This is a genomic window from Exiguobacterium sp. ERU653 (assembly GCF_018617775.1).
GTDB classification, from domain to species: domain Bacteria; phylum Bacillota; class Bacilli; order Exiguobacteriales; family Exiguobacteriaceae; genus Exiguobacterium; species Exiguobacterium marinum.
This window is the reverse complement of the sequence record NZ_JACSKV010000001.1, coordinates 1,248,459-1,273,847: the sequence shown is the minus strand read 5'-3', so window position 1 is coordinate 1,273,847 and position 25,389 is coordinate 1,248,459. Positions and strand designations below refer to the sequence as shown.

Genomic DNA, 25,389 nt, shown 5'->3' with positions numbered 1-25,389 from the left:
TACCACACCCGTTGAAAACTAATCGTTCATTCAAAAAATGGAATGAAATTGAAAAATGAACGCTTGCGAATGAATGTTCATTCATTTATGATAGAAGAGTAAACACGATGGTGATTGCGATTTTTTTTACGCGTGAAATGAATCACTATTCATTCTCATTTTAGGGGGGAACACTATGACGAGTCACATCGAACAATCAACCGACCTCCGTTTGACGAACTCAATTCGTTTTGCGGTCGTCATCGGTTCAGGAGTAATGGGGGCGGGGATTGCGGCTCACTTGGCGAACGCGGGGATTCGTTCGCTCATGCTCGACATCGTACCACGTGAATTGACAGCCAAAGAGGAAGCGAAAGGATTGACGCTCGAGTCACCTGAAGTACGGAATCGTATCGCCTCAGAAAACCGGCAAAAGCTATTGAAACAAAATCCAGCACCACTCGCGACAGCCGACCACCTCAACTTCATCGAAGTCGGGAACTTAGAGGATGACTTGGAGCGCTTGAAAGAGGCGGACTGGATCATCGAAGTCGTCGTCGAGCGCCTCGATGTGAAGCAACAGCTCTTCGAGAAGATTGCACCTTACATCCGTGAAGATGCGATCCTCAGCTCGAACACGTCAGGGATTTCAATCGAAGCGATGGCAAGTGCCCTTCCGGAAGGATTGAAATCCCGCTTCCTCGGCACACACTTCTTCAACCCACCGCGTTACTTGAAGTTGCTCGAACTCATCCCGACGGAGCAGACAGCCCGTCCGGTCATCGACTTCATGTCACGCTTCGCGGAAGACCGTCTCGGAAAAGGTGTCGTCGAAGCAAAAGACACGCCGAACTTCATCGGGAACCGCATCGGGACGTACGGTCTTCTCGTCACGTTCGAAGAGATGCTCAAGCAAAACGCCTCAATCGGAGAAATGGATTCAATCACGGGTCCACTCATCGGTCGTCCGAAATCTGCGACGTTCCGCACACTCGACGTCGTCGGAATCGACACGTTCGTCCACGTGGCAGGTAACGTCTATGAGACACTCGAATCAGGCGAAGAGAAGGACACCTTCGACGTTCCCGCAGAAATGAAGCAACTCGTCGAAAAAGGATGGGTCGGACAAAAGGCCGGTCAGGGCTTCTATAAGAAAGAAGGCAAGGTCATTCAGGAATTGAACCTTCAGACGTTCGAATACGAACAATTGAAAGCGATTACAGGTGCTGAACTCGATCAAATCAAGTCACTTCCTGGATCGAAGGCGAAATTGAAAGGTGCTATCTTGAACAAAGGTCGCATCGGACAACTGCTCTGGCCAATCACGGCGAAGACGCTCGCTTACTCGGCGCGTCTCACTGGAGAAATCGCCGATACGATCGTCGCTATCGATGACGCGATGAAGTGGGGCTTCGGTTGGAAGTTTGGACCGTTCGAGATGTGGGATGCCCTCGGTGTTGAAAAATCAGTCGAGCGCATGAAAGCGGAAGGTTATGACGTCCCGGCATGGATCGATGAGATGCTTGCTGCAGGTAATACGTCATTCTACAAGGGAGACCAGTATTACGATAAAGCGTCGAAGGCGTATGTCGAGAAGACCGTCAACCCGAAAGAATTGAAACTCAAACCGCTCGCAAAATCAAACGGTATCATCTTAGAGAACGGTGGGGCACGCCTCGTCGATATCGGCGATGACGTCGTCGCACTTGAATTCACCTCACCAAACAACGCAATCGGAGTCGACATCATGCAGATGATTGAACAATCGATCGACCGTGTCGAGCAAGACTTCAAAGGGATGGTCCTCGCCAACGATGGCAAGAACTTCTGTGTCGGCGCGAACCTTGCGATGATGCTTATGGAAGCAGAAGACGAGAACTGGTTCGAACTCGATTGGATCATCAACAAGTTCCAACAAGCCGTTCAAAAGATTCGCTATTCAAGTCGCCCGGTCGTCGCCGCACCATACGGCATGACGCTAGGTGGTGGGACGGAAATCAGCTTGCCAGCAGCGCGTATGCAAGCCGCGCTTGAGACATACATGGGTCTCGTCGAAGTCGGGGTCGGACTCATCCCAGGTGGGGGCGGAAACGTCAACACGTATCGTCGTCTCCTTGAGCAGACGCCAAAATCGATGCAAAACATTGAGAAGGCTGCACAGCAGACGTTCGAGAACATCGCGATGGCGAAAGTATCGAAGTCGGCATTTGATGCGAAGACGCTCGGTTACCACCGTGCGGTCGACGGAATCTCAATGAACCGTGACCACTTAACGTTCGATGCGAAACAGACGGTCCTTGAACTGGCTGACGGGTACACGGCACCCGTTCGCGAGAAGTTACCGGTCGTCGGTCAAACGGGTAAAGCGACGCTCGAACTCGCGGCGTATGAAATGTTCTATGGTGGTTATATTTCAGAGCACGATTTGAAGATTGCGAAGAAACTCGCACACGTCATCAGCGGTGGCGATTTGGCATACGGTACACTCGTCGACGAGCAGTACTTCCTCGACATCGAGCGTGAAGCCTTCTTGAGCCTCATCGGGGAGCCGAAGTCACAACAACGGATGCAACATATGCTCGTGAAAGGCAAACCACTACGGAACTGATAAAGGGGGACAATACAGATGAGGGAAGCAGTCATCGTAGCCGGCGCACGGACGCCGGTCGGAAAAGCAAAGCGCGGTTCGTTCCGTAACGTTCGTTCGGACGAGCTCGCGGGATATGCCATCAAGGCAACGCTTGAGCGTTCAGGATATAAAGGCCCGATTGATGACGTCATCATGGGTTGTGCGATGCCAGAAGCGGAGCAAGGGATGAACATCGCTCGCTATGCGGCGGTCCGGGGGGGACTGTCGCACGAAGTACCAGCGATTACCATCAACCGCTACTGCTCGTCAGGCCTTCAAGCTATTGCGGATGCAGCGGCAAAAATCATGATCGGTCAAGCGACGGCAATCATCGCCGGCGGTATGGAATCGATGAGCCAAGTCCCGATGGGTGGTCACGTCATCCGTCCAAACCCACACATCATGGAGACGGCACCAGAGTACTACATGAGCATGGGTCATACGGCAGAACGTGTCGCGGCTGAATATAATATCTCGCGTGAGGACCAAGATGCATTCGCCATCAACAGTCACCAAAAAGCGGCGGCAGCCATCGCAGGTGGCAAGTTCCAAGAAGAGATTGCCCCTGTGACGGTCATCGAGCACGTACTCGGTGAAGACGGAAAAGTCGCTGAAGTGGAGAAGGTCGTGAAGCATGACGAAGGTGTCCGTGCCGACTCGACGGTTGAAGCGCTAGGCAAACTCCGTCCTGCGTTCAAAATCAAAGGTTCGGTCACGGCAGGTAACGCCTCACAAGTTTCAGACGGAGCGGCAGCTGTCCTCGTTATGGACCGTGAAGAAGCAGAACGCCAAGGGTTACAACCGATGGCGAAGTTCCTCTCGTTCGCGGTCGGCGGTGTCCGCCCGGAAGTGATGGGAATCGGTCCGATCGTCGCCATTCCAAAAGCACTCGAGATGGCTGGTGTGAAGTTAGAAGAGGTCGGATTGTTCGAGTTGAACGAAGCGTTCGCGAGTCAGTCACTCGGTGTCATCCGGGAACTCGGAATTGATCCGTCGAAAGTAAACGTGAACGGAGGCGCTATCGCCCTCGGCCACCCGCTTGGATGTACAGGAGCAAAACTTTCGGTCTCGATCTTGCATGAGATGAAACGACGCAATGAGAAGTATGGGGTTGTCACGATGTGTATCGGCGGCGGTATGGGCGCGGCTGGTGTCTTCGAATTACTTTAAGGGGGAATCGGATATGGAACGTACAGAACATGAATTGATTAAAGGCGGTAGCTTCGTCATTGACGAACTCGACGCAGCGCGTCTCTTCACTCCAGAGGATTTTTCAGATGAGCATAAGATGATCGGGGACACGACAGCAGGATTTGTTGATGACCGTGTCATGCCAGTCCTCGGACGCATCGAGAAACATGAGTTCGACCTCTCTGTCGAATTGTTGAAAGAAGCAGGAGAGCTCGGACTCCTCGGAGCAGACGTTCCAGAAGAGTACGGTGGCTACCAGCTTGATAAAATCTCATCTTCCATCATTACGGAGCGTTTTGCGAAAGCGCGTTCGTTTGCACTCAGCTACGGCGCACACGTTGGGATTGGGACGCTCCCGATCGTCTTCTTCGGATCAGAAGAGCAAAAACACAAGTACTTGCCAAAACTCGCGACAGGCGAATGGATTGCAGCTTACGCACTCACTGAGCCGGGCTCAGGATCTGACGCCCTCGGTGCGAAGTCAACAGCTGTCTTGAACGAGGCGGGCACGCACTACGTCTTGAACGGGGAGAAGCAATGGATTACAAACGCTGGTTTCGCAAACGTCTTCGTCGTCTACGCGAAAATCGATGGCGACAAGTTCAGTGCCTTCATCGTCGAGCGTGACTTCAAAGGAGTTTCAACAGGCGCAGAAGAGCAGAAGATGGGAATCAAGGGATCGTCGACACGTACGCTCATCCTTGAAGATGTTGAAGTACCAGTCGACAACCTTCTCGGTGAAGTCGGAAAAGGCCACGTCATCGCCTTCAACATCTTGAACGTCGGTCGTTACAAACTCGCAGTCGGAGCAGTCGGGTCTTCAAAACGTGCATTCGACCTCTCGGTACAATACGCGAACGAGCGCAAGCAGTTTAAGACACCGATCAGTCAATTCCCGCTTATCCAAGAAAAACTCGCAACGATGGCAGCGAATATCTATGCGATGGAAAGTTCGGTCTACCGTACAGGTGGCTTGTTCCAAGACAGCCTCGACGCACTCGGTGACGAGAATATGCGTGATGGATCGAAAGTTGCACAAGCGATCGCGGAATACGCGATTGAATGCTCACTCAACAAAGTGTTCGCTTCTGAAACATTCGACTATGTCGTCGATGAAGCGGTTCAAATCCACGGTGGATACGGATTCATGTCAGAATATGAAGTCGAGAACCTCTACCGTGACTCACGCATCAACCGAATCTTCGAAGGAACGAACGAAATCAACCGTTTAATCGTACCAGGTACGCTTCTCAAGAAAGCGATGAAAGGTGAATTGCCTCTTCTCGCAGAAGCACAAAAACTTCAAAAAGAGCTCATGAGCTACATGCCACAAGAATTGGACGGCTCACCGCTCGCACGTGAGAAGATGCTCCTTGCGAACATGAAGAAAATTCACTTGATGGTCGCTGGTACAGCGGTACAGAAGTATCAACAAGACCTTCAAAACGAACAAGAAATCTTGGCGAAGATCGCAGACATGATCAGTGCCATCTACGCGCTTGAAGCAGCCATCGCTCGTACAGACAAAGCGATCGCACGTACAGGCGAAGAGAAGAACACGCTCAAAGTCCGCTACACAGAAATTTTTGCGGAGCAAGTATTCAAACAAGTCGAACTCATGGCGAAAGAAGTGTTGTACGCAGCGGCGTCTGGTGACGAGCAGCGTATGCTTCTCTCGGCGATGAAAAAGTTCAGCCGCTACCAGCCAATCAATGTGATCGGTACGAAGCGTGAAGTCGCAGCGAGCCTCATCAAAGCGAATAAGTTTATCGTCTAATCAAATTGACAGAAAGGGTGGACCGGACGCGGTCGGCCCTTTCTTTTTTTGAGCTCTGCCACGTACAATAGAGACGAGGGGGAGAGACGATGAAAAGACGAGATGTATTACTCGACCGGATGGAGCGAATTGGACGGTCCGTTGCCGAACATGACGGCACGCTCATGTTGCTTGCATTAGGATCGATTGGACAAGAGACAGAACGGCTAGATGATTATTCCGACCTCGATTTCTTTTTGATTGTCGAGGACGGGCATAAGGCACGCTTTATTGACCGACTTGACTGGCTCGAAGTCGAACCGCTTCACTATCAGTTCCAAAATACGAAAGACGGGCATAAAATCATGTATCACGATGGTATTTATGGGGAATTTGCCGTCTTTGAAGTGCACGAACTCGCGACAATCGCTTACACGCCGGGGCGCGTCGTTTGGAGACGTGATGAGGCGCTAGATGTGTTCGCGACACCGGACCTCGCTATCGAGCGTCATGCATCCTCTTATTACTACGAAGAAGCATTGACGAATCTATATGTGGGCTTGTTACGCGAACGTCGAGGGGAGACGCTTGCCGGATTCGAGCTCATTCAAGTCGCAGCCGTTCAAAATGTCTTGAAAGCAATCGGTGAACAAGGCGACGCCTTCAACCCGACACGTCGGGTCGAGTCGAGACATCCGCAGATGATTTCTTTCCTGTTGGGCGGGGTATTAGGATATGGTAGATCAGGCGTCGCGGCGTCGGCCATCTTACGTTTTATCGAAGAGCGACATGTTGTCAACACGACGATGAAGCGAGAGATTGAGCGGTTGCTTGAGACGTGAATTGATTTCTCAGAATATGCTACATTGATGAGAGAGGTGATGAACAGATGGTGACACTATACGGCTATCCACCATGCAGTACGTGCAAAAAAGCAGAAAAATGGTTGAAAGAGCAAGGCATCGATTATACATACGTCCATATCGTCGAATCGACGCCGACGAAAGAAGAACTCGCTGATTTATGGAAGCAATCGGATTTACCGCTCAAGAAATTCTTCAACACGAGCGGGCAAGTTTACCGGAATGAAGGAATTAAAGACAAGTTGCCACATTTATCAGAAGACGAACAACTCGAGTTATTAACGAGCAATGGTATGCTTTTGAAGCGACCAATCGTCACAAATGGTGAAAAAACGACCGTCGGATTTTCAGAAAAGTCCTTTACGGACGTTTGGGGCTAAGTGCTATAATACAGATGTGAGTCTAATTTATTTGAGGGGGAAGTTAGGATGAGCAAAGTACCAGCAAATTTACGTTATTCAAAAGAACATGAATGGGTAGAAGTCAACGGAACGAAAGCCCGCATCGGCATCACGGATTTCGCACAGAGCGAGCTAGGGGATATCGTGTTTGTCGAACTCCCAGAAGTCGATGGTACAATTTTGCTCGACGAGCCATTCGGTTCGGTCGAATCAGTGAAGACGGTCTCTGAGTTGTATGCACCGGTATCAGGACGCATCACAGCAGTGAACGAGGACCTCGCGGATTCTCCAGAACTCGTCAACGAGTCACCGTTTGAAAACGCATGGATGGTCGAAGTCGAATTGACGGAAGAGTCAGACCTCGACAAACTCATGTCTGCGGAAGAATACGAAGCGATGATTCAAGGATAATCAAAACCGGCCTCTCCCGAATCGGAGAAGCCGTTTTTTTGTTTACTCGAAGTCGAGGCGGTAGTGATCGGATTTGATGAGCGTCGCTCGTTCAAACACGAGATAGAAGAATATTCTAAAATTTCAACAGAGCACGATTTTTGAATGAGAATCCATCGCCCATTATAATGACAGGAGAGGTGAGAAGAATGATTACAGACGGATACTTATATATATACGCCCCGATGTGTGGTACATGCGCTGTGGCGGAGAAAATGTTGACGGTCGTCGAAGCGGTCGACCCTGACATTAAAATTGAAAAGCGGGATGCGAACTATATCCCAAAAGAGCTCGAAGCATATCAGGTGATGAGTGTTCCGGCACTATTGAAGCTTGAAAACGGCAAGGTGCGAGATCGTCTTTACGCGTTTCAAAATGTGCAACACGTCCTCTCTTTCATGAAGTAAGAGAGGAACATTAGAATAATCTGAAAATTTTAAATAATCAGTTGACACAGAAAGTTCACGAATGGTATATTCATTACAACATCTTACTTGAACACAAAATAGGACGCGATATTCCCGACATCAAGACGTTTTAGCGAAGCCGCTGCTACACTTTACACGAATACACGTCAGTCTTCCCTTCGATTGTCCCCCAAAAAAATCAAGCGAAGAGAGACGTTTCGTATAATCGCACGGTCCAAGCTAAGATTGAGTGGTGATTGGTGAATCTCCCCCATGTAAGGGTGGAATTCTTGAACGGGCAAAAGATTCTCATCTATGGGCTGTCCTTCCGTGACTCAAGGTGCTACGTTCTGTGTCGTCCTCGGACGGCACCTTTTTTTAATTTTTTGAAAAAAGGATTTGACAGCAGAAAAAGCTGTCGCTATGATAAAGCTAATCGAATATACAACACTCTTATCAAGAGAGGCTGAGGGACTGGCCCTATGACGCCCAGCAACCGCGGAGTAATCCGAAATGGTGCTAATTCCAGCAAGGTGAAAACCTTGAAAGATGAGAGCAATCGTTGTCCGTACGATAAAGTGCGCACGTTTGCTCAAACGTGTGCGCTTTTTTTGTTGTCAGGAGGGAAATATATTGATTCAATTACGAAACGTCGCCAAATGGTTCGATACGAAAAATGGTCGTGTCCAGGCGGTTGATGATGTATCACTAACGATTGATCGCGGTGAAATTTTTGGAATAATCGGATATTCAGGGGCAGGGAAGTCAACGCTCATCCGATTGCTCAATCGTCTCGAATCACCATCAAGCGGTGAAATCGAGGTCGCCGGCAGCGAGCTGACGAAACTCAGCCCGAAAGAATTACGAGGTGTCCGTAAAAACGTCTCGATGGTCTTCCAACACTTTAACCTTCTATGGTCGCGTACGGTCGCAGAAAATATCAGTTTTCCGCTCGAGCTGATTGGGGTGCCGGCAAGTGAGCGGAAACGTCGGGTTCAAGAACTCGTCGAACTCGTTGGATTGGCCGGTCGCGAGGACAGCTATCCGTCACAATTATCGGGCGGTCAAAAGCAGCGAGTCGGGATCGCACGCGCGCTCGCCACAGACCCAGAGGTGCTCCTCTGTGACGAAGCAACGAGTGCACTCGACCCAAAGACGACGGATTCGATTCTCGAACTGCTCGTCAGTATCAATAAGAAACTCGGATTGACGATTGTCCTCATCACGCATGAGATGCACGTGATTCAAAAGATCTGTCACCGAGTCGCCGTGATGGAAGCAGGAAAAGTCGTCGAGACGGGTCAAGTCTCGGACGTGTTCCAACATCCGAAACAACCGATCACGAAAGAGTTCGTCAAACAAATCGGAGCGGTCGACGATTTGTCGCTCACGTTCGAACATTTGAAGGAACGGTATCCGAGCGGTCAAATCGTCAAATTGAAATTCTTGAACGAGACGGCAGAGCACCCGATTTTGTCTGACGTTCTTAAAACACATGACATCGGATTCAACATTATCGGTGGGAACGTGACCCAGTCACAAGTCGGTGCGCTCGGTACGCTATTCATCCAACTGATTGGGGAAGCAAGTGAAATCGAACGCGCCATCGCGTCGATTCGTTCGCAATCCGTAGAAGTGGAGGTGGAAAGCGATGTTTCCTAACGTAGATTGGCAAATTATGATGGAGCAGACTTGGGAGACGTTATATATGACGCTCGTCGCAGGTGTGGCGACGTTTGTGATCGGACTCGCTTTAGGTTTGGTTCTCTATATTACAAACGAATCGCTATTATTGAAGAATCGTCCGATTTACGTCTTTGTCAGCGCAATCGTCAACGTGTTCCGTTCGATCCCGTTCATCATTTTGATTATCTTACTCATCCCGTTCACGCTGTTCTTACTCGATACGATGCTCGGTTCGACGGCGGCGCTTCCGGCGCTCATCATCGGCGCGGCACCGTTCTATGCTCGAATGGTCGAACTTGCGCTTCGCGAAGTAGACCGAGGGGTCATCGAGGCAGCAGAGTCGATGGGAGCGACGAAATGGCAAATCATCTATAAAGTGTTAATTCCTGAAGCACTCCCGGCGCTCGTCTCCGGGATTACAGTGACCATCGTTGCAATCGTCGGCTATACGGCGATGGCCGGAGTCGTCGGAGGCGGCGGTCTCGGGAACTTGGCCTATTTGGAAGGGTTCCAGCGTTCACAAAACGACGTCACGTTCGTGGCGACGGTGCTCATCTTGTTGATCGTGTTCGTCATCCAGTTCATCGGTGACCGACTCGTTACAAAAATTGATAAACGTTCAGCTTAATACAACATATATTATTTGGAGGGATTCATTATGAAAACTTGGAAAACAGTACTCGGATTGACAGCTTTATCAGCATTCACGGTTCTCGCGGCTTGCGGCGGAGAAGAGGCAGACTCGGGGTCTGGCGATGAAAAAACATTGATCGTCGGTGCATCGAACGTACCGCACGCTGAGATTTTAGAGCACGTCCAAGAAGAATATGAGGCAAAAGGGTACAAGCTTGAAATCAAGAAGTTCCAAGACTACGTACTTCCGAACAAGACGCTCGCGAGCGGGGAGCTCGATGCGAACTACTTCCAACATGAGCCGTACCTCAAGTCACAAATGACTGAAAACAAAGATTACAAATTTGCCTCAGCGGGTGGCGTCCACATCGAGCCGATCGGGGTCTACTCACAAACTTACAAATCGCTCGATGAACTTCCGGAAGGGGCAGAAATCATCATGAGTTCATCGGTCGCTGACCACGGACGAATTCTTACGATGCTCCAATCAGAAGGACTCATCACACTCGCAGAAGGCAAAACAGTCGATGCGACAGTATCTGATATCGTTGACAATCCGAAAGACTTAGAGTTCAAGACGGACGTAGAAGCGACTTTACTCACAACGGCATTTAAAAATGGAGAAGGCGATGCGGTCCTTATCAATACGAACTATGCGATTGACGCAGGTCTCAACCCGCTTGAAGATGCCATCGCACTTGAAGGGGAAGATTCACCATACGTCAACTTAATCGTCACACGTGAAGGGGACGAAGAAGATGAGCGCGTCAAGGCACTCCTCGAAGTGTTGACGTCTGAAGAGACACAGCAATGGATCTTAGACGAATACAAAGGTGCGGTCGTACCGGTACAACAATAAATCAGCTCGACTCAGGGGTCATCCCCTGAGTCTTTTTTTGTCTAGTGTTCTTTCATGAAGAGAAGTACACTACATATATGAAAGAAAAGGGGGGATTTGGATGAAGTTCAGACAGATTCATCCACTGACGTGGGGCGTCTTGTTCGGGACGTTTTTTGCACGACTGGCGACGTTTTTTGTCATGCCATTTTTTGCGATTTATTTGGCCACGCTCGGCTTTTCAGCGAGTGTAATTGGAACGATTTTTGCCGTGACGGCACTTTCGGGCCTGTTCATGAGTTTCTTTGGAGGGACGCTATCTGACCGCTATGGACGAAAACAGCTCATGCTCATCGGGATCGTGCTCAATGCCGTCACGTTCGCAGGACTTGCGCTCGCGACAGAGCTATTTTGGTTTTACATGCTATCGATTTTGATGGGGATGTCACGCTCTTTTCTAGAACCGGCTTCACGTGCACTCATCAGTGACACGACCCAGGCAGAAGAGCGAGTCATCGTCTATAACGTCCGTTACTTTATGATCAACATCGCCGCAGCCATCGGACCACTGTTAGCAGTCGTGTTGTCACTAACTGGTGTGAAGACCGCCTTTTTTGTCGTGACCGCCGTCTACATCATATACGGCATGATCATCTCATTCTTATTCTATAAATATCCGTTTGAAGAAGGGGATGGAGTAAAGGTACGTCCGCGCCTGACGGAGACATTCCGCGTCTTACGGGACGATCGGACGTTTCGGGCGGTCATCATCGGTATGATTTTTGCAATCATCGGTTACAGTCAGTTCAATTCGACACTTCCTCAATTCATTGCGCTGAGTGATGGGTTAGAAGACGGCTCAAGATTATTTGCTTACTTATTGACGACGAACGCCATCACGGTCCTCATCGTCCAGTATCCGATTATGCGTTTCGGGATTCGTGTCTCCCCGATCAAATCGCTCTTTTTCGGCATCTCGACACTGTCGTTCGGGCTGTTGTTGATTGGATTCGCTACAGTGGAATGGGTCCTCTTTGTCGCAATGGTCATTTTCACGGTCGGTGAAGTGTTGATGTTCACGATGACGGACGTCTTAACGGATGAACTTGCGCCGGAACATTTGCGGGGAACTTATTTTGGAGCGATGGGATTGACGTCGCTCGGACAGACGATTGGGCCGATTATCGGGGGCATGTTACTCGATACGTTTGGTCAATCTTCGCTTCCGGTATTCGGTAGTTTGGCGATATTGACAGGATGCGGTTCCTTCTTCTTCGCCGCTGCTGTACGAGAACGAAAAGCTGTTCTCGCACTCATGGAGGAGAGTGCCGGCTAATGTCTTGATTTCCTACTATTAGCATTCTCAACTTTTATCATTCTATTGAGAATGAATCGTAAGGTGAGTCGCTTGAAATAAAAAATCGACTAGTCTAAGATTAGAATATATCTAATCTACGCCAAACAATTTGGCAAGAAAATACGGAAGGGGTATCCGAATGTCTAACGTACCACAAATGAAAATTGATGACCTCCGCGTCTCAATCGAAGGAAAAGAGATTGTCAAAGGTCTTAACCTAGAAATTAAAGGTGGCGAAATTCATGCCATCATGGGTCCGAACGGGACTGGTAAATCAACACTCGCATCAGCACTCATGGGCCATCCACTTTATGAGGTCACTGGGGGAAGCGTCGAATTAAACGGCGAAGATGTCCTCGAGATGGAAGTCGACGAGCGCGCACAAGCAGGGATGTTCCTTGCGATGCAGTACCCGGCTGAAATCAGCGGTGTCACAAACGCGGACTTCTTGCGTTCAGCAATCAACTCACGTCGTGAAGAAGGTCAAGAAATCTCGCTCATGAAGTTCATCCGTGAACTCGATACGAAGATGGGGCTTCTCGAAATCCCTTCTGAAATGGCACACCGTTACTTAAACGAAGGATTCTCAGGTGGTGAGAAGAAACGTAACGAAATTCTTCAAATGATGATGATTCAACCGAACATCGCCATCTTGGATGAAATCGACTCTGGACTTGATATCGATGCTCTGAAAGTTGTCGCAAAAGGTGTAAACGAAATGCGCTCAGAAGAGTTTGGTTGCTTGATCATCACGCACTACCAACGTCTCCTCAACTATATTGAGCCAGATTTTGTACACATCATGATGGACGGGAAAATCGTCTTGTCTGGTGGTAAAGAGCTCGCACAACGACTCGAGGCAGAAGGTTACGACTGGGTGAAGCAAGAACTTGGAATGACAGTAGACACAGAAGCGTAAGGAGGCTGTACGATGACCGTACAATTTGAATTGGATGCACAAGCGTTGTCGGCACGTGCAGAAGCGCTCGGTGGACCAGCATGGATGGTCAACCGTCGTAAAGAGGCAGCAGAACTTGCGCCGACACTTGCTTTGCCAAAAGTTGAAAAGATTAAGATCGATAAGTGGGACTTCACAGCGGGAGATGTCGAACTCGAAACGAAAGACGGTTTGACAGCAGACATCGAATCACTTCTCGGAGACCACCGGACAAACGTGCTCGTTGAACGCAACGGTCATATCGTCTATAACGAATTATCGATGCCAGAAGGCGTCTTATTTATGGGAATCAAAGAAGCGATGGAGCAACATCCTGAGCTCGTTGAGAAATATTTCATGACAGAAGGCGTACGTGTCGATGAAGAGCGTCTTTCGGCGTTAAATGCTGCCCTCACAAATGGTGGTGCGTTTATCTATGTACCGAAAAACACGCAATTAAAAGATCCGCTCCAAGCGATCTTCACGATGGAACAGGCGAACGGCGCCCTCTATCACCACACGATCCTCGTCGCAGACGAAGGCAGTGAAGTGACATACATCGAAAACTTCCTTTCTGGTACGAACGAACCGCACACGGTCAACGTCGTGACGGAAGTGTTCGCTGGAGAGAACGCGAAAGTCGTCTTCGGTGGTGTCGATCAGCTCGCTGAGTCAGCACTCACGTTCATGAACCGTCGCGGTGTCGTCTATGCGAACGGTCGCCTCGATTGGGCGCTCGGTCACATGAACGACGGGAACTCGGTCGTCGAGACGAAGACTCACCTCGTCGGTGACAACACGTATTCGGATACAAAAGCTGTGACGATCGGTCGCGGTGCACAAAAACAAAACTTCAACATCCGTACCGACCACTTCGGGAAAGCATCTGAAGGGTTCATCATGATTCACGGTGTTCAAAAAGACGCAGCGACTGCGATCTTCAGCGGGACATCGATGATTCACCACGGTGCGTCAAAATCGAACGGTGTACAAACAGAGCGCGTCTTGATGCTCTCTGAAAAAGCACGTGGTGATGCCAACCCGATTCTTCTCATCGATGAAGATGACGTAATGGCAGGTCACGCAGCGTCAGTCGGTCGTGTCGATGATGTTCAATTGTACTACTTGATGAGCCGTGGATTGTCTCGCCAAGAGGCAGAGCGTTTAATCATTCACGGATTCTTGACGCCTGTCGTCGAAGAACTCGCAATCGATTCGGTCAAAGACCGTCTCCGCGAAGTCATCGAAGGGAAAGTACGTTAAGATGTTGAACGCCTCGATTCGTGAACAGTTTCCGATTTTAGATCAGGAAATCAATGGACACCCGCTCGTTTATCTTGATAGCGCGGCGAGCTCACAAAAGCCGCTCGCTGTCATCGAGGCGATCGAGGACTATTATCGTCGCAACCATTCGAACGTGCATCGTGGCGTCCATACGCTCGGGACGCAAGCGACGGATGCATATGAAGGAGCACGCGAACGCGTCCGCTCGTTCATCCATGCGGCGGTTCCTGAAGAAATCATTTTCACTCGTGGAACGACCACGGCGATCAACTTGGTCGCGTCGAGCTACGGGGATGCGAATGTCGGTGCAGGCGACGAAATCGTCCTCACTCCGATGGAACACCATGCGAACTTAATCCCGTGGCAACAACTCGCCAAGCGAAAAGGCGCAACGCTTCGATATGTCGAACTTACGCCGGATGGACGTGTCACACTCGATGCGGTTCAAGCGGTCTTATCGGATCGTACAAAAATCGTCGCGATGAGTCACGTCTCGAACGTGCTCGGTACAATCAACCCGATTGCCGAAGTCACTCGACTTGCGCATGAGTTGGGTGCCGTCATGGTCGTCGATGCCGCACAGAGTGCACCGCATCGTAAACTTGATGTCCAAGCGCTCGATTGTGATTTCCTCGCCTTTTCTGGGCATAAGATGCTCGGACCAACTGGAATCGGTGTCTTATACGGGAAGAAACAGCTTCTCAAAAACATGGAGCCGGTCGAGTTCGGTGGCGAGATGATCGACTATGTCGATTTATATGAATCGACGTGGAAAGACATCCCGTATCGCTTCGAAGCGGGTACACCGATTATCGCCGGGGCGGTCGGACTTGCGGCAGCCATCGATTTCTTAGAAGAAATCGGTCTTGAGAACGTCGAAGCACACGAACGTGAACTCGCAACTTATGCGATCGAGCAGATGAAAACGATTGATGGGATTGAGATTTACGGTCCTGAAGATCGCGTCGGCCTCGTCACGTTCAACTTGAAGGACGTGCACGCGCACGACCTCGCGACCGTTCTCGATATGCAAGGCATCGCGGTTCGTGCCGGTCACCACTGTGCACAACCACTCATGCGTCTTTTGAAGCAATCATCGACGGCACGGGCGAGCTTCTATTTGTACAATACAAAAGAAGAAGTCGACCGCTTCATCGAAGGATTACGTCAAACGAAGGAGTATTTCAATTATGAGTTTTAATAATCTCGACATGTTGTACCGCCAGGTCATCATGGATCACTATAAAAACCCAAGAAACCGTGGCGTCATCGAAGATGGCGTGACGGTGGACTTGAACAACCCGACGTGTGGGGACTCACTTCGCCTTCAACTACAAGTCGAAGACGACATCGTCAAAGATGCGAAGTTTGAAGGGGAAGGTTGCTCCATCAGTCTCGCCTCGGCATCGATGATGACCCAAATCGTTAAAGGAAAAACAGTAGAAGAGGCGCTTCAACTCGCCAACATCTTCTCTGAAATGGTTCAAGGCAAAGAGTACGACACGGATACGTTTGACCTCGGTGATATCGAGGCGCTCTCAGGCGTATCGAAATTCCCGGCTCGAATCAAGTGTGCCACGCTCGCGTGGAAAGCGCTTGAAAAAGGAGTAGACGAGGACGCGTAAGGAGAAGGAGGAGACCGATATGGCAAAGAATATGCCGGAAATTGGCGATTATAAATACGGCTTCCATGATCGGGACGTTTCGATTTTCCGTTCAGGCCGCGGCTTGACGACAGAAATCGTAGAGACGATCTCGCGCATGAAAGAAGAGCCACAATGGATGCTCGACTTCCGTTTGAAGTCGTTGGATCACTTCAACAAGATGGCGATGCCGACATGGGGCGGAGACCTCTCGGCACTTGATTTCGACGAAATCACTTACTATGTCAAACCATCTGAGAAGACAGAACGCTCATGGGACGAGGTACCGGAAGAAATCAAACGTACGTTTGACAAGCTCGGTATCCCAGAAGCAGAGCAAAAATACTTGGCCGGTGTCTCGGCTCAGTATGAGTCTGAGGTCGTCTACCACAGCATGCAAGAAGACTTCGAAGAAAAAGGTGTCATCTTCAAAGATACAGACACAGCACTCAAAGAAGACGAAGAAATCTTCAAAGAGTACTTCGGGAAGTTGATCCCGCCGACGGACAACAAGTTCGCGGCCCTCAACTCAGCTGTTTGGTCGGGTGGCTCGTTCATCTACGTACCAAAAGGCGTGAAACTCGAGCAACCGCTCCAAGCCTACTTCCGTATCAACTCGGAAAACATGGGGCAGTTCGAGCGTACGCTCATCATCGTCGACGAAGGCGCATCGGTTCATTACGTCGAAGGATGTACGGCACCGGTTTACACAACGAACTCGCTTCACTCAGCGGTCGTTGAGATCTTCGTCAATAAAGACGCTTACTGCCGTTACACGACAATCCAAAACTGGGCGAACAACGTCTACAACTTGGTAACGAAACGTGCCGTCTGTGAAGCGGGTGGGTCGATGGAGTGGATCGATGGAAACATCGGATCGAAACTCACGATGAAATACCCGGCTGTCATCTTGAAAGGGGAAGGCGCACGTGGGATGACACTCTCCATCGCCCTCGCTGGTAAAGGACAACACCAAGACGCTGGAGCGAAAATGATTCACCTCGCACCGAACACGTCGTCGTCAATCGTCTCGAAATCGATTTCGAAACAAGGCGGGAAAGTATCATACCGTGGAATCGTCCACTTCGGCCGTAAGGCGAAGGGCGCGCGCTCGAACATCGAGTGTGACACGCTCATCATGGACAACGAGTCGACGTCAGATACAATTCCGTACAACGAAATCTTGAACGATCAAGTCTCACTCGAGCACGAAGCGAAAGTCTCAAAAGTGTCAGAAGAGCAACTCTTCTACCTCATGAGCCGTGGAATCTCGGAAGAAGAAGCGACAGAAATGATCGTCATGGGCTTCATCGAGCCATTCACAAAAGAATTGCCAATGGAATATGCGGTCGAAATGAACCGTCTCATCAAGTTCGAGATGGAAGGTTCGATTGGATAAATCGTTTAAAGGACGGACTCCTTAAAAAAAGGGGTCCGTTTTTTGTTATGTCTATCCCGTATGTAGGGTATGCTAAACAAGAGAATGATTCATGGAAAGGAAGGATTTATATGTCACATATTCTGGATAAAGATTATATTGACCCAAAAGACATCACCCGTATCGCCGTCATCGGTGCCGGTTGGGTTGGGGTCAGTTTTGCCTATCAATTATCGACGGCTGCCCTTTGTGAAGAGCTCGTCTTAATCGACTCGAACCATGCCAAGGCGGAAGGGGAGGCGATGGACCTCAATCACGGCATCTCCTTCGCCCCGACACCGGTCCGGATTTGGGCAGGTGATTACTCGGATTGTAAAGACGCAGACATTGTCGTCATCACGGCAGGGGCAGCACAAAAGCCGGGTCAGACGCGGATGGACCTCGTCGACCAAAACGCCAAGGTCGTCCGCACCGTGACAGAAGACTTGATGAAGAGCGGATTCGACGGTATCTTAGTCGTCGCTACGAACCCGGTCGATGTGGTGGCGCACGTCGCCTGGAAAGCATCGGGCTTACCGAAAGAACGCGTTATCGGTTCAGGCACCGTGCTGGATACGGCACGACTCCGCTACAAACTTGGAGACTATTTCGAACTGTCATCACGGAACTGTCATGCCTACTACATGGGCGAACATGGCGATACCGGATTTGTCGCGTGGCATAACGCCCGCATCTATGGGAAGAGTATCGATGAACTGTTAGCTGAAAATGAAAAGTATCAGTTTGAACACTTGGAAGCCATCTATACAGAGGTACGAAACGCCGCCTATCAAATCATTGAGCATAAGAACGCTGCCTACTATGCGATTGGGGTCGGTTTGCTTCGCATCATTAGGGCCATCGTGCGAAATGAAAACTCTGTCGTGACGATTGGCGCCCACTTAGACGGCGAATACGGGGCGAGTGACGTGCATATCGGCGTACCGGCCTTGATTGACCGGAGCGGTATTCGAAAGATCATCGAGATTGAATTGACGGACGAAGAACAACAGAAGTTTGATGCGTCGGTACAAGCCATCAAGGCGGGAATCGAGAAGGTCGAACCCGCATCCTAAAAAAATCCGACTGCGCGAGCAGTCGGATTGTTGGTTAAGACGCCTTTTCTTCGGCGATATCTTTTTTATAATACTTCTCTGACGTAAAGAACTCGTTCGTCAATCGTTTTACTTCACTGCTTAAAAGTAGGACGGCAATCATGTTCGGGATGAGAATCATCGCGAGCATCAAGTCGAGGAAGTTCCAGATCATCTGCGCTCCACCGATCGAACCGATGACGATGGAGACGATATAGACCGCCTTCATGACCTTACCTGCCGTCAACCCGAACAAGTACTCGGCCTGACGTGAGCCGTAAAAGATGATGACGATGATCGTCGAGAGCACGAAGAAGATGAGTGAGATCGTGACGAGTAAACTTCCTGTGTAACCGAAGTATTCGCGGAAAGCGATTGTCGTCAAGGCAGCAGGGTCTTCCATCGCACCGTCAGCCGTCCAGACACCTGAAGAGAGAACGACGAATGCGGTCGTGCTACAGATGATGAGCGTGTCGATGACGATACCGATGACCGCCCAGAACCCTTGTCGTACCGGATGGTCAGTCTGTGCGGCGGCATGAGCGATTGGTGCCGTCCCAAGACCTGCTTCATTCGAATAGAGTCCGCGGGCGAAGCCCCAACGAATCGTCTCGGCGACTGCGGCCCCAGCGAATCCACCGAATGCTGCCATTGGCTCGAACGCATAAGAGAAGATGAGACTGAGCACGTCGGGGATTTCAGATAGGTTCATCAAGACGATCACGAGTCCGGCCCCGACATAAATGAGTGCCATACCGGGTACGACGACCTCGGTCACTTTGGCGATGCGCTTCAGTCCTCCGAAGACGATGATGCCGACGAGACAAGCGATGAGAATGCCAGTGATGAGCGTATTCCCATTGAATGTTTCACGGACTGCGGAGCTAACAGCGTTTCCTTGAACCATGATACTCGGAATGAGTTCGATCATAAGCGCGAAAGCGAACCAAGTTGCGAGCCATTTCCACCGAAGTCCTTTTGCTATGTAATAGACCGGCCCCCCGACGAATTCGCCGGCATCATTTTTTTCACGATAGTGAACGGCCAACACGCTCTCTGAGAATTTGATGGCCATGCCGATGATGGCGATGACCCACATCCAAAAGATGGCACCCGGTCCCCCGAACATAATCGCTGCAGGTACACCGATGATGTTCGCGGCCCCGACTGTTGAAGAGAGGGCTGATGTCAATGCTTGTCTCGGGCTGATGTCGCCTTCACCTTTTGGTTTTTTGAAGATGCTGCCAAACGTTTGCTTGAATATGTAGATTGGGTAACGAAACTGAAAGAAGCCGAGCTTGATCGTGAGGAAGACACCGGATAAGACGAGTAACGAGATGATGGGCACGCCCCAAAGCCAGTCCGAAATCGTTGTCACGAAATTAATAAAGTCATTCATAAAACCACTCCAATTCCATTATTTTACTTAAATACTGTTTCCTAAAGTAAGGACGTCTAAACATCTTTGTCAAAATAAAGGAGGAACATAGAATGAGAGTTGCTAAACATTTGATTGTATCTGGACGTGTCCAAGGAGTCGGGTTTCGGTATTTTTCACAAGAGACCGCACAACAATACGGAATCAAAGGTTGGGTTCGAAATCAAAGTGATGGGGCAGTCGAACTTCATGTAGAAGGACCAGAAAAAGACATTGAAGCCTTTAAAAAAGCTTTGAAAGACGGTAACCGTTTCGTCGGTGTTGAAAAGATTGAGGAGAAGGAAACAGAAAATCAAGCTTTCCGTTCGTTCGATATTAAGTATTAAGCGCTTACGACTTCCTTGTAGATTTCAGGGGAGTTTTTTTATGAAATCCACCTTTTTAAAAATTAAACCTCTAATTTTGTAGATGGGGTGGTCAAACAGTAGGAAGTGTGTATAATGAAATAGACCAAGCGATATATTGTCAGAAAATTTAGTTATTATTTTTTTGTTAAGTCGTTCGGAATATCAAGTGTATGGAGGTAGTTGTATGAAAAAATCGACATTGTTCCCGTTAGCGTTTACGATTTTTGCTTTATTCTTTGGGGCCGGGAACTTGCTGTTCCCACCAGAACTCGGCGCCTTGGCGGGAGAGAATCTCGTACCGGCGATGATCGGGTTCGTCATTACGGGTGTCGGTTTACCGCTTCTTGCTTTGTTCGCAGTCGCTCGGGTCGGCGGTGGAACAGATCAAATTGCTCGTTATATTCCTAAACGTCTCGCACTCATCTTGACGGGATTAATGTATGTGGCCATCGGACCATTCTTCGGAATCCCGCGTACGGCCGCTGTCACGTATGAAATGGGACTCGTTCCGTTTCTCGATTCACCTTCTACTTTGACACTTGCGATGAGTTCGACCGTCTTCTTCGGGTTGACGTTCTTCTTGACGCTCCGTGCTCAAAAGTTGATTGAAGTCATCGGACGCATCATCACACCAATCCTCTTGTTCTTGCTCGCGTCGATTGGGCTCACGAACCTCATCGCACCGCTCGGAGAGCCAGGAGCTCCGGCGGCAGGATTTGAGACGTGGGTCGGTGCGCTCGGTCAAGGTTTCCAACAAGGCTATTTGACGATGGATGTATTCGGGGCCCTCGTCTTTGGGGCAATCGTCCTCGTCACGTTGAAAGCCAATGGATTGAGTGATCAAAAAGAAGCATCATCTCTTCTTCGCTCTGCAGGTATGCTTGCCGTAACCTGTTTGATGCTCGTTTACATCTCGCTCGGATCAATCGGAGCAAACATGGCGGTCGCTGAAGGGACGACGAGTGGTGCAAGCCTTCTTCAAGCGTTTGCTGGTACGTCTTACGGACAAGTCGGAATGCTTGCTCTCGGACTAGCGGTCTTCCTTGCTTGTTTGACGACAGCGGTCGGACTCATTTCAGAGTTCTCACGCTTTATCAGTAATCAATTTGATTCACTCAAGTATCACCATGTCGTCGTTGCGACTACATTGTTCGGTTATTTAATTTCACTCGTCGGATTGGGTACGTTGATTCAAATCGCGATCCCACTTCTCACGCTTCTCTATCCGGTCATGATCGCCCTTGTGCTCGTATCGGTGACGGAACGTCTTCAACGCAACCCTGGTGTGGCGATGAAAGCGACGATCTATACAGCCCTCGTTTTTTCAATCTTCGAAACGTGGAACGGCATCCAACCTTCTGCGGCAACAGCTTGGATCACTAGCTTGCCAATGGCGGACATTGGTCTTGCTTGGGCAGTTCCGACGATGATCGTGTATGTGATCACGCTTCTCCTTCCGAAGAGTGGAACCCAAGAATCGCTTGCACAATCACGCATCTCTTAAATTTTGCCCATCCTTTGGTCGAGGATGGGCTTTTTTCTGTCTTATTGTTTGCCCATACCCGAGCACAAACAGTAAAATGAAGAGATGAAAAGGGAGTGACATGCATTGACGACAAAACAAAAAAAACAATTGGCGATCCTCATGTTGAACATGTTTATCGCCGTCGCTGGATTCGGGATCATCATACCGATTATTCCGGACTACTTAAAGATGATCGGCGAAGGGGGAACGGCCGCCGGACTCATGATTTCCGTATTTGCGGGTGCCCAACTTGTCATGTCACCGATTGCCGGAAAATGGGCAGATGTTTATGGACGTCGATTGATGATTATTTTGGGACTGATTGGATTCACGATCTCAATGGGTGTCTTTTATCTATCCGATAACTTGACGGTCCTTCTCGTATCTCGTGCCATCGGGGGTGTCGGTGCTGCGCTATTGATTCCAGCCATTTTTGCCTATGTGGCGGATATCACGACACTGGAGCAACGAGCTCGAGGGAACAGTTATATTTCCGCGGCAATGTCACTTGGAATCGTTGTCGGGCCAGGGATTGGTGGTTTTTTTGCCGAGTTCGGATTGAAGGCACCGTTGCTCGTTTCAGCCATTGTATCCTTTATTGCGGTCATTTCTTCGATACTTCTCCTGAAAGAACCTGACCGTGCTCCATACAAGGCACCGACGGTAAAAGAGTCGTTGCCGACACAACTGGTCATGTCGACGCGAAAGCCTTATTTTTTCGTGTTGGTCATCAACTTGGTCATGGCGTTTGGACTAATGGCGTATGAATCGGTGCTTGGGCTATATGTCAGCGAGATGTTCGATGCGACACCACAAGAGATTGCTATCATGGTGACCGGGACAGGAATTGTTAGCGTCATCGTTCAATTATTTGCAGTAGATCGTCTCGTTGAACTCTTGGGAGAGGTCAAGGTCGTGCTCGCCTTCATCGCGCTTGCTTCCTTTGGCTTTTTGTTGTCTTTATTCGCAGGGACATACATGTTGTTCTTCGCTGTAACGCTCGTCATCTTCTTATCGACCTCGATTTTACGACCGGTGTTGAATACGCTTGTTTCGAAACTGGCAGGAAATGAGCAGGGGCTCGCGATGGGGATGAACAATGCGTATATGAGTATCGGAAACATTTTAGGGCCGACTTTGGCAGGTATTGCCTTTGATATCGATATGCGCTATCCGTTCATCATGGGTCTTGTCTTATTGTTGATCACATATACAGGGACATGGAACTGGTCGAAGCGAAAGGCAGCCGCTATTTCAGAATCGTAAAGGAGGACGCTATGATTTACATTGGTGTGACGGGTTGGGGGGACCATGATCTGTTATATACAACTCCAGAAGAACGAAAACAAAAACTTTCAACGTACGCGGGTCATTTTCCGACCGTTGAAGTTGATTCGACATTTTATGCAATACAACCTGTGAAAAATTTCGAGAAGTGGGATGCTGAGACACCGGACCACTTCCAATTCATCGTGAAAGTTTCCAGGGAAATGAGCGGACACGATCGTGAACCGAAAACGCCACTAGTTGAGTTGTTTGAACGATATCGCGTTTCTGTCGACCCATTGAAAAAGTCAGGGAAATTACGAGCTGTGCTCGTTCAACTACCGCCATGGTTCGATGTCTCAAAACCGCATCTCGATTATTTACGAACACTACGTGCCGAGCTTTCCGACTATGAGATTGCCGTCGAGTTTCGAAATCCTTCTTGGTTCTCCGAAGCGTTCCGAGACCGTACGCTCCAATTTTTAGCTGAACAACGCTTCATCAACACAATTTGTGATGAGCCCCAGACGAAAGAGAGTAGCATCCCCTTCGTACCGGTCGTGACAAATCCTGACGTCGCGGTCGTTCGATTGCATGGACGAAACACGTCCGGATGGCTTAAAAAGCCGGGGATGACGAGTCAAGAATGGCGGCACGTTCGTTGTCTGTATCGGTATAGCGAGGAGGAACTTCAGGAATTGGCTGTTTCACTTCGCGAGATTGACCGTGAGGCGAAAGACGTGTATGTATACTTTAACAACAACTCGGCCGGGGATGCAGCGCCGAATGCGAAGCGTCTAATTGAAATTCTTGAGCTCGAATATGAGCTTGCACCGAGACAAATCAGTTTGTTTTAGAAAGAAGGGATGGCCGTGACGATACTTACTATTTTTCACTACAATGATCTTCACTCAAAGTTCGACCAATGGCCGAAACTTGTTTCATTTTTAGAAGAACATCGCACTGACGACACGCTGTACTTTGATTTAGGAGATCATGCCGATCGCACACATCCGGCGACTGAAGTGACGCGTGGGAAGTTGAACGTTCGATTACTTGAGCGACTCCAACCGACGGCTGTCACCATCGGGAATAACGAAGGGATCACGTTCCCTCATGATTGGCTAGCCGAGCTGTATGACGAAGCGACATTTCCTGTTTTACTTGGAAATGTGTATGAGGGTGACGGTTCACGACCGGATTGGGTCGAGGAGACGCTCGTTCTCGAGCAAGATGATTTAAAAATCGGGTTGTTTGGTGTGACTGCTCCATATGAAGAGTTGTATCCAGAGCTCGGATGGCAAATTGAGTCGCCATTGGACGCGACGAAGCGAGCGTTGAAGCAGTTGGCGCATTGTGACGTCATCATCGCGCTCAGTCACCTCGGATTTTTTGGGGATGAGCGATTAGCTGAGATGTTTCCTGAAATCGACGTCATTCTCGGTGCCCACACACATCACGTCTTAGATGAAGGTGTAACGACGAACGGTGTGTTGATCGCACAGGCAGGGAAGTATGGCAAGTATGTCGGGGAAGTCACGCTGACGATTGACGGGACGAAAGTTGTGGCAAAAGAAGCACGTCTGCACGAACTAGCACATCAATCTGATAGTCCGGATACATTGAGTTTGTTGCATACGGAAAGGGCAGAGGCCGAACGACTTCTTGACATTACAATTGCTGAAACGGACGGGTACACGTCAGATTGGTTTGGACACTCCCCTCTCAGCGATTTGCTTGTAGAAGGAATGGTCGACTGGTGTGAGGCAGACGTCGGGATTATCCCTTCCGGTGTTGTGCTAGAAGGACTTGCTCCCGGGAAAGTGACGTTGAATATGTTGCACCACATTTGTCCGCATCCAATCAACCCTTGTGTTCTGACATTAGACGGCAAAACGTTGGCACGTTTTTTACATGATGTAAACGAAGAAACGTTCACGAATATGCATGTGAGAGGTCTAGGATTCAGAGGTACCGTTCTCGGAGAACCGAGCCTCTATCAAATCGAGCAACGCGATGGACAAGTTTATGTGATGGGACAGCTCTTGGATCTGAACCAGTCATACCGCGTCGCGACGGTCGATATGTTGACATTCGGTCCGCTTCTCCCATATTTGGCAGACCAACCGAAACGATATTTCATGCCTGAGTTATTGCGGGACGTATTACGGGAAACCATTGTCGCCCGTCATGAAGTGATTCGAAAAGGATAGAGCGCATCGATGGTGACATGCTATGATAACAGAGT

The 25,389-nt window shown here is 49.5% G+C and carries 23 protein-coding genes and 1 riboswitch; of the genes, 22 read left to right on the top strand and 1 reads right to left on the bottom strand.

All coding sequences use genetic code 11. From position 1 onward, the window contains the following. Nucleotides 1-175 precede the first annotated feature (175 nt). The 17 genes from KNO95_RS06535 (at nt 176) to KNO95_RS06455 (ending at nt 18,547) form a co-directional block, all read left to right on the top strand. A complete protein-coding gene (locus KNO95_RS06535) occupies nt 176-2,587 on the top strand; it encodes a 3-hydroxyacyl-CoA dehydrogenase/enoyl-CoA hydratase family protein (protein WP_214703443.1) in 2,412 nt (803 codons plus the stop codon). Between the two features lie 18 nt (nt 2,588-2,605). Beyond that, entirely contained in the window at nt 2,606-3,778 is a 1,173-nt protein-coding gene (locus tag KNO95_RS06530; protein ID WP_214699386.1) for an acetyl-CoA C-acetyltransferase, read from the top strand. A gap of 13 nt (nt 3,779-3,791) precedes the next feature. Then, a complete protein-coding gene (locus KNO95_RS06525; RefSeq protein ID WP_214703444.1) occupies nt 3,792-5,576 on the top strand; it encodes an acyl-CoA dehydrogenase family protein in 1,785 nt (594 codons plus the stop codon). 89 nt (nt 5,577-5,665) lie between these two features. Next, nucleotides 5,666-6,397: a hypothetical protein gene (locus tag KNO95_RS06520; protein WP_214699384.1), complete on the top strand. Its 732-nt coding sequence runs from the start codon at nt 5,666-5,668 to the stop codon at nt 6,395-6,397. A 47-nt stretch (nt 6,398-6,444) separates the two neighbouring features. Continuing rightward, entirely contained in the window at nt 6,445-6,798 is a 354-nt protein-coding gene (locus tag KNO95_RS06515; RefSeq protein ID WP_214703446.1) for an arsenate reductase family protein, read from the top strand. Between the two features lie 48 nt (nt 6,799-6,846). Continuing rightward, on the top strand, nt 6,847-7,230 hold the full coding sequence (gene gcvH, locus KNO95_RS06510; protein ID WP_026825478.1) for a glycine cleavage system protein GcvH: 384 nt from the start codon (nt 6,847-6,849) through the stop codon (nt 7,228-7,230). A 188-nt stretch (nt 7,231-7,418) separates the two neighbouring features. Continuing rightward, nucleotides 7,419-7,676, top strand: coding sequence for a thioredoxin family protein (locus KNO95_RS06505; protein WP_051545961.1), 258 nt, complete (start codon nt 7,419-7,421; stop codon nt 7,674-7,676). A gap of 450 nt (nt 7,677-8,126) precedes the next feature. Next, nucleotides 8,127-8,232: riboswitch (SAM riboswitch) on the top strand. 77 nt (nt 8,233-8,309) lie between these two features. Beyond that, a complete protein-coding gene (locus tag KNO95_RS06500) occupies nt 8,310-9,338 on the top strand; it encodes a methionine ABC transporter ATP-binding protein (protein ID WP_214878511.1) in 1,029 nt (342 codons plus the stop codon). Further along, nucleotides 9,328-9,990, top strand: a complete 663-nt coding sequence (locus KNO95_RS06495) for a methionine ABC transporter permease (RefSeq protein ID WP_214703448.1) — start codon at nt 9,328-9,330, stop codon at nt 9,988-9,990. The genes KNO95_RS06500 and KNO95_RS06495 overlap by 11 nt, the downstream gene beginning before the upstream one ends. Before the next feature lie 30 nt (nt 9,991-10,020). After that, nucleotides 10,021-10,854: a MetQ/NlpA family ABC transporter substrate-binding protein gene (locus tag KNO95_RS06490; RefSeq protein ID WP_214699356.1), complete on the top strand. Its 834-nt coding sequence runs from the start codon at nt 10,021-10,023 to the stop codon at nt 10,852-10,854. Nucleotides 10,855-10,954: 100 nt separating this feature from the next. After that, nucleotides 10,955-12,169: an MDR family MFS transporter gene (locus tag KNO95_RS06485; RefSeq protein ID WP_214878509.1), complete on the top strand. Its 1,215-nt coding sequence runs from the start codon at nt 10,955-10,957 to the stop codon at nt 12,167-12,169. Between the two features lie 178 nt (nt 12,170-12,347). Then, complete coding sequence (sufC, locus tag KNO95_RS06480; protein WP_214699955.1) at nt 12,348-13,109, top strand: Fe-S cluster assembly ATPase SufC; 762 nt, start codon at nt 12,348-12,350, stop codon at nt 13,107-13,109. Between the two features lie 12 nt (nt 13,110-13,121). Then, nucleotides 13,122-14,390: a Fe-S cluster assembly protein SufD gene (gene sufD, locus KNO95_RS06475; protein ID WP_026825485.1), complete on the top strand. Its 1,269-nt coding sequence runs from the start codon at nt 13,122-13,124 to the stop codon at nt 14,388-14,390. 1 nt (nt 14,391) lies between these two features. Next, entirely contained in the window at nt 14,392-15,612 is a 1,221-nt protein-coding gene (locus KNO95_RS06470; protein ID WP_214703450.1) for a cysteine desulfurase, read from the top strand. Next, nucleotides 15,602-16,036 (top strand): Fe-S cluster assembly sulfur transfer protein SufU, encoded by a 435-nt coding sequence (gene sufU / locus KNO95_RS06465; protein ID WP_026825487.1) that lies wholly within the window; start codon nt 15,602-15,604, stop codon nt 16,034-16,036. Before KNO95_RS06470 ends, sufU begins: the two co-directional genes overlap by 11 nt. Nucleotides 16,037-16,055: 19 nt before the next feature. Beyond that, on the top strand, nt 16,056-17,453 hold the full coding sequence (sufB, locus tag KNO95_RS06460; RefSeq protein ID WP_012726850.1) for a Fe-S cluster assembly protein SufB: 1,398 nt from the start codon (nt 16,056-16,058) through the stop codon (nt 17,451-17,453). A 110-nt stretch (nt 17,454-17,563) separates the two neighbouring features. Next, a complete protein-coding gene (locus tag KNO95_RS06455) occupies nt 17,564-18,547 on the top strand; it encodes an L-lactate dehydrogenase (protein WP_214703451.1) in 984 nt (327 codons plus the stop codon). 34 nt (nt 18,548-18,581) lie between these two features. On the opposite strand, the gene KNO95_RS06450 is transcribed toward KNO95_RS06455, so the two are convergent. Further along, nucleotides 18,582-19,964 carry an alanine/glycine:cation symporter family protein gene (locus KNO95_RS06450; protein ID WP_026825490.1) on the bottom strand — a complete coding sequence of 461 codons (1,383 nt, stop codon included), beginning with the start codon at nt 19,962-19,964 and terminating at the stop codon, nt 18,582-18,584. 92 nt (nt 19,965-20,056) lie between these two features. Here KNO95_RS06450 and KNO95_RS06445 point away from each other — a divergent pair, with 92 nt between their 5' ends. The 5 genes from KNO95_RS06445 to KNO95_RS06425 all read left to right on the top strand — a co-directional run bounded on the left by KNO95_RS06445 (nt 20,057) and on the right by KNO95_RS06425 (nt 25,354). Next, a complete protein-coding gene (locus KNO95_RS06445; RefSeq protein ID WP_214878507.1) occupies nt 20,057-20,329 on the top strand; it encodes an acylphosphatase in 273 nt (90 codons plus the stop codon). A gap of 205 nt (nt 20,330-20,534) precedes the next feature. Continuing rightward, nucleotides 20,535-21,854 carry a branched-chain amino acid transport system II carrier protein gene (gene brnQ, locus KNO95_RS06440; protein WP_214703453.1) on the top strand — a complete coding sequence of 440 codons (1,320 nt, stop codon included), beginning with the start codon at nt 20,535-20,537 and terminating at the stop codon, nt 21,852-21,854. Between the two features lie 105 nt (nt 21,855-21,959). Then, nucleotides 21,960-23,141, top strand: coding sequence for an MFS transporter (locus tag KNO95_RS06435; RefSeq protein WP_214703454.1), 1,182 nt, complete (start codon nt 21,960-21,962; stop codon nt 23,139-23,141). A gap of 11 nt (nt 23,142-23,152) precedes the next feature. Beyond that, nucleotides 23,153-23,998: a DUF72 domain-containing protein gene (locus KNO95_RS06430; RefSeq protein ID WP_214878505.1), complete on the top strand. Its 846-nt coding sequence runs from the start codon at nt 23,153-23,155 to the stop codon at nt 23,996-23,998. A 9-nt stretch (nt 23,999-24,007) separates the two neighbouring features. Continuing rightward, on the top strand, nt 24,008-25,354 hold the full coding sequence (locus KNO95_RS06425) for a bifunctional metallophosphatase/5'-nucleotidase (RefSeq protein WP_214878503.1): 1,347 nt from the start codon (nt 24,008-24,010) through the stop codon (nt 25,352-25,354). Nucleotides 25,355-25,389: the final 35 nt, after the last annotated feature.